Origin of the sequence: Paraburkholderia sp., assembly GCF_049581445.1 — a bacterium.
GTDB lineage: Bacteria > Pseudomonadota > Gammaproteobacteria > Burkholderiales > Burkholderiaceae > Paraburkholderia.
In genome coordinates this window covers 1-5,316 of record NZ_JBAURZ010000353.1, presented here as the reverse complement: position 1 = coordinate 5,316, position 5,316 = coordinate 1, and the positions used below count along the sequence as shown (strand labels likewise).

The following is a 5,316-nucleotide window of genomic DNA, read 5'->3' as shown; positions in this document are numbered from 1 at the left end:
ACCTTGATTCGCGCGTCGCAGGAACGAGACGGCGCGGAGCGGCAAGGTGCCCTCGACAAGGGTGTCAATGCCTGGCGCGAAGCGTTGAGCGCGGCGCGCGAGCGCCGTTCGCCGCCGCGCGCATATGGCTGGGCGTTGACGATCTGCGCGGGCATTACGGTGGTGGCGAATCAGTTGTTCGATCATATCGATCCTACCAACCTGGTCATGCTCTACCTGCTCGGCGTGATTTTCAGCGCAGTAAAGTTGGGACGCGGGCCGGGTGTGGTCCAGTCGTTTGTCAGTGTGGCGGCGTTCGATTTCTTCTTCGTGCCGCCGTACATGTCGTTCTCTGTCTCGGATACGCAGTATCTGCTGACCTTCTTCAGCATGTTGCTCACCTCGCTCGTGATCAGCCATCTGACCTCGAGCCTGCGGCGCGAAGCGAGCGTCGCGCGGCGTCGTGAACAGCGCACCGGCGCAATGTATGCGATGGCGCGTGAACTGGCTGCGGCATTGACGATGGAGCAGATCGTCGGGATTGGCAGCCGTCACGTCAGCGAGGTGTTTGGCGCGCGCGTGGCGATCCTGTTGCCGGACAGCGTGGATCAGGTGAAGCAGAAGATCGAAGACCCGGATGCGGCCGTCACGCTGGAAGGCAGCGCGCTCGATATCGATGTGGGGCAGTGGGTCTACGATCAGCAGAAGCCGGCGGGCCACGGCACCGACACGCTGCCCGCAGCGACCGCACTGTATATGCCGCTGAAGGCGCCGATGCGAACCCGTGGCGTGCTCGCAGTGGTGATGCGCGACGAGCGCGAACTCGATGTGCCCGAGCAGCAGCGCATGCTTGATGCGTTTGCCGCGCAGATTGCGCTGGCGCTGGAGCGGGTGCACTACGTCGATATTGCGCGCGATGCGCTCGTCAACATGGAATCGGAGCGCCTGCGCAATTCGTTGCTGTCCGCCATTTCGCACGATCTGCGCACGCCGCTCACGACGATCGTCGGCTTTTCGTCGATGCTCGCGCAGAGTCGGGAAGGGCACGCAGTACCACAGCCTGGCGACGACCTTGTCGAGGCGATCCACGAAGAGTCGCTGCGCATGACCGGCATCGTTACGAATCTGCTGGATATGGCGCGCCTGCAGGCGGGCGGCTTGCAACTGAACCGTCAATGGTCGCTACTGGAAGAGACGGTGGGTGCGGCGTTGCGTGCGTGCAAACGTGTGCTGGTGGATCATCCGGTGCAGGTGAAATTGGCTGCCGATTTGCCGCTGCTGCAACTGGACGCCGTGCTGATGGAGCGTCTGTTCTCGAACCTGTTCGAGAATGCGGCCAAGTACACCCCCGCCGATACGCCGCTCGTGATCGGCGCGCAGCAGATCGATGAGGATGGCAAACCATTCGTGCGCGTCACCATTGACGATACCGGCCCCGGTTTGCCCACGGGGATGGAAGCGCGCGTGTTCGAGAAATTCACCCGCGGCGAGAAGGAGTCGGCCAAGCCTGGCATCGGACTCGGTCTCGCGATTTGCCGGGCGATTGTCGACGCGCACGGCGGAACGATCGGCGCGGTCAATCGGGTCGCTGCGGATGGTCACGTCGAAGGCGCCCGCTTCTGGTTCACGTTGCCGGTGGAAACACCGCCGCCTGCACCGCAAGCGCTGGAAGACGAGGACGAGTCGGAGGAGATGAGCGAGGAGGGCGCTGGTGTTCACGGTGAGTATTCCGAGGCGGACCTCGCTAGCGGCCAGGGTTCAGAAGCGGCTTCCACAACTCCCTCGTCAGGCCCACATGGTGATACCGTTGCGCTGCCGGCCGTTGGCAGCGTAGTGGCCACCACCGTCGCCGCCACCGATGCCGTGGGCGTACCGCAAAAGTCGTCATCCTCTGATAGCAATGCCAAGCCGCCGGGCGCGCTGCAAACGCCCCGCGCCTTGGAACCTGAGCAGTATGGAGAACGGTCGCGCGAGTCATCCGGCGATCTGTTCCCAGAGCTGTCAACCAAGCAGACTTCGAAGCCCACTCATGAGTGACCCCAGCATCACCGTTGTCCTGATTGAAGACGAAAAGCAGATTCGCCGTTTCGTGCGTGCCTCACTGGAAGCGGAAGGTATCGTGGTACATGACGCCGAGACAGGCAAACAGGGTCTCGTCGAAGCAGCGACGCGCAAGCCGGACCTCGTGATCGTCGACCTGGGACTGCCCGACACCGACGGCCTCGACGTGATCCGCGAATTGCGCGGCTGGAGCGAGTTGCCGGTGATCGTCCTGTCGGCGCGCACCCAGGAGACCGAGAAGGTCGCCGCGCTGGACGCCGGTGCCGACGACTACCTGACCAAGCCGTTCGGCGTTTCGGAGTTGCTGGCGCGCATTCGGGCGCTTATGCGCCGGCGCAACCAGGGCGGCGCGAACGAATCGCCACAGGTGCATTTTGGTGCCGTGACGGTCGATCTGGCATTGCGCCAGGTGACGCGCGAAGGCGCCGCCATCCATCTGACGCCGATCGAATACCGCCTGCTCGCCACGCTCGTGCGCCACGCGGGTCGCGTGCTGACGCATCGTCAGTTGCTGCGCGACGTGTGGGGCCCATCTCATGTGGAGAGCCATCACTACCTGCGCATCTACATGGCGCACCTGCGCCAAAAGCTGGAGCGGGACCCGGCGCAACCCGAGCACATCGTCACTGAGACGGGGGTGGGTTACCGGCTGGTGGGCGCGGCTTGAAAGGCGTCAAACGGCAGCCCGCGCCTGCGCCCCAGTTCAGTCTTGATATAATTACAGTCCGTAAGGACGACCTTGCGCATTCGCTTTCAACGGGGACGGCCCCATTTCATCAATGGAGTTGTCTCATGTCCTGGATTCTTCTTCTAATTGCCGGTCTGCTCGAAGTCGCGTGGGCAGCCGGTCTCAAGACTTCCGAAGGCTTCACCCGGCTGTGGCCGTCCGTATTTACGGTGGTGACGGCCCTTGGCAGTTTCGTCCTGCTCGCCATGGCCATGCGTCAGTTGCCGCTCGGTACGGCTTATGCGGTGTGGACCGGAATTGGCGCGGTTGGCGCGTTTATTTTTGGCATCGTCATCTTGGGCGAGGCGCTGAGCGCGGCGCGTGTGGCAAGCGCGGCACTGATCGTGATCGGGCTGATTGGGCTGAAACTCTCTTCGGGACATTGACTCGCACACTGTTGCTGGGGCGGCTGCATCGCCCGTCCGATATGGGCTAGCCGCTATTTCTTCCAGTTGATCCGTTAAGGGCCCGTGGGGCCTCGCTCGGGTCATGACGCGGCCGCACCCGAGGCCATTCCCGCCGGAAAATGCAGTCCGCTCTGCGGTCTGCGAATTAACGTGGCTATAATGAAGTCGATTCCAATGAACCTATCCCGCGTCCGGCTTGGCGCGGGTCTGGCAGCTTCGCTGCAACGGGCTCCCGCTGCGGACTGAAGCGCCCGGCACGCGCAGCGCGCCTGGAGGCGGCCATGCTTGAACCAATTTCGCTTGCGGCGGGCCTGTCCTGGGGCAGCGGCCTGCGCCTCTATCTCACGGTGCTGCTGGCCGGCGTGTTTGCGCGCCTCGGCCTTGTCCACTTGCCCGATACCTTGTCCGCACTGTCCTCGCCGTGGGTGATCGGCGTGGCGGCCGTGCTGACCGTCGCCGAGTTTCTGGCCGACAAGATTCCCGCGTTCGACTCCCTGTGGGACGCGATTCACACCTTTATCCGCATTCCGGCCGGCGCCGTGCTGGCTGCCGGCGCGCTCGGCCATGCCGATCCCGCACTGCTGACAGTCGCCGCGCTTGCAGGCGGCACGCTCGCCGGCACCGCCCATCTGGCAAAGGCGGGCACGCGGGCGCTGATCAATCTGTCACCTGAGCCAGTATCGAATGTCGTGACGTCCACCGCTGAGGATGGGCTCGTGTTCGGCGGCATCCTGCTCGCGCTGTTCGTCCCGGTGCTGTTTCTGCTCCTGATGGTGGGCTTTCTGATGCTGGCAGCCTGGGCGCTGCCGCGTCTTTGGCGCGGCGTGCAGGGCGGTTTTCGCGGCATGGCGACGCATATGGTGTCGCGTCTCGTCAGGAGCCGGCACGATTGAGCGCTTCGAGGCCGGTCTCGTCGGCGCGTGGGGCGCCAAGGCGTCGGTTTGGCGTCGCCGATCTGTTACGCCAGGCCGTGCGCATGACCGAGCGCGACTGGCGCGCCGGTGAACTTACGATGTTGTTGCTCGCGCTCGTGCTGGCGGTTGCCGCGCTATCGAGCGTAGGGTTTCTCGCCGATCGTTTGCATCAAGGGCTCGAACGCGATGCACGGCGCATGATCGGCGCGGATTTCATCGTACGGGCCGACCATCCTGTCGATCCCGAGTTCAGCAACCAGGCCAAATCGCTTGGCCTACAGATGGCGACCACGGCCATTTTCCCCAGCATGATCAGCTCGACCGGCGCTCAGCCGGTGTCGCGCCTCGCTGCGTTGAAGGCGGTATCGGCGGCGTATCCGCTGCGTGGCGCGCTGCGGATCACGAGCGCACCCGGCGCACCTGATCATCCGGCGCAGGGGATTCCGGCTCCAGGCACTGTGTGGGTCGATCAGGCGCTGCTCGATGCGTTGAAAATCCATATCGGCGACACGGTGCGGGTGGGAAATCGCAACTTCACGGTTGCGGCGATCATCACTCGTGAACTGGATCGCGGTTTCGGCTTCGTCAATTTCTCGCCGCGCCTGATGTTGCGCGGCGACGAAGTGGCGTCGACTGGCTTGATCGTGTTTGGCAGCCGCGTCACGTATCGCCTGCTGGTTGCAGGCGCCACTGGGCCGGTAGGGAAGTTCGCGGCGTGGGCGCATGAACGTGTGGACGGCGGCAAGATGCGCGGCGTCGCGCTCGAATCGCTGCACGATGGTCAGCCGCAGGTCCGCGAGACGCTGGATCGCGCGGGCCATTTTCTGACTCTCGTGTCATTGCTTACCGCCATGCTGGCGGCGGTTGCTATTGCCATGGCCGCGCATCGCTACATGCGTCGCCATCTCGATGGGTGCGCGGCCATGCGCTGTCTTGGCGTGAGCCAACGTACGCTGCGTTCGCTGTTTTTTCTGGAGTTTCTCGGGCTCGGGCTGATCGGCGGGGCAGTCGGTGTGCTGCTGGGGTACGCAGGACATCTGGCGTTGCTGACATGGCTCGGCAGCCTGATCGATGTCGTGCTGCCGCGTCCTACCGCCTGGCCGGCGCTCGAAGGGATCGCCGCCGGTCTCGTGCTGCTGCTCGGCTTCGCATTGCCGCCGTTACTGCCGCTCACCCGTGTGCCTCCGGTGCGGGTCTTGCGCCGCGAGTGGGGCGAGGAAGCGCGCAC

5 protein-coding genes are annotated in these 5,316 nt (G+C 64.2%); all 5 read left to right on the top strand.

Translation table 11 applies throughout. The features are described from left to right. A partial coding sequence (locus WCA85_RS30200) for a DUF4118 domain-containing protein (protein WP_424068540.1) occupies positions 1-2,016 on the top strand: 2,016 nt, incomplete at its 5' end. Beyond that, entirely contained in the window at positions 2,009-2,707 is a 699-nt protein-coding gene (gene kdpE / locus WCA85_RS30195; protein ID WP_424068539.1) for a two-component system response regulator KdpE, read from the top strand. The genes WCA85_RS30200 and kdpE, both read left to right, overlap by 8 nt. A gap of 125 nt (positions 2,708-2,832) precedes the next feature. Further along, complete coding sequence (gene sugE / locus WCA85_RS30190) at positions 2,833-3,153, top strand: quaternary ammonium compound efflux SMR transporter SugE (protein ID WP_424068538.1); 321 nt, start codon at positions 2,833-2,835, stop codon at positions 3,151-3,153. A gap of 302 nt (positions 3,154-3,455) precedes the next feature. Then, positions 3,456-4,067 (top strand): DUF4126 domain-containing protein, encoded by a 612-nt coding sequence (locus tag WCA85_RS30185; protein WP_424068537.1) that lies wholly within the window; start codon positions 3,456-3,458, stop codon positions 4,065-4,067. 83 nt (positions 4,068-4,150) lie between these two features. Further along, a partial coding sequence (locus WCA85_RS30180) for an ABC transporter permease (RefSeq protein ID WP_424068541.1) occupies positions 4,151-5,316 on the top strand: 1,166 nt, incomplete at its 3' end.

What these genes read in the sequence shown, in the direction of transcription:
- sugE (WP_424068538.1), top strand. Translation starts at nt 2,833, where the DNA reads ATGTCCTGGATTCTTCTTCTAATTGCCGGTCTGCTCGAAGTCGCGTGG.
- kdpE (WP_424068539.1), top strand. Translation starts at nt 2,009, where the DNA reads ATGAGTGACCCCAGCATCACCGTTGTCCTGATTGAAGACGAAAAGCAG.
- WCA85_RS30185 (WP_424068537.1), top strand. Translation starts at nt 3,456, where the DNA reads ATGCTTGAACCAATTTCGCTTGCGGCGGGCCTGTCCTGGGGCAGCGGC.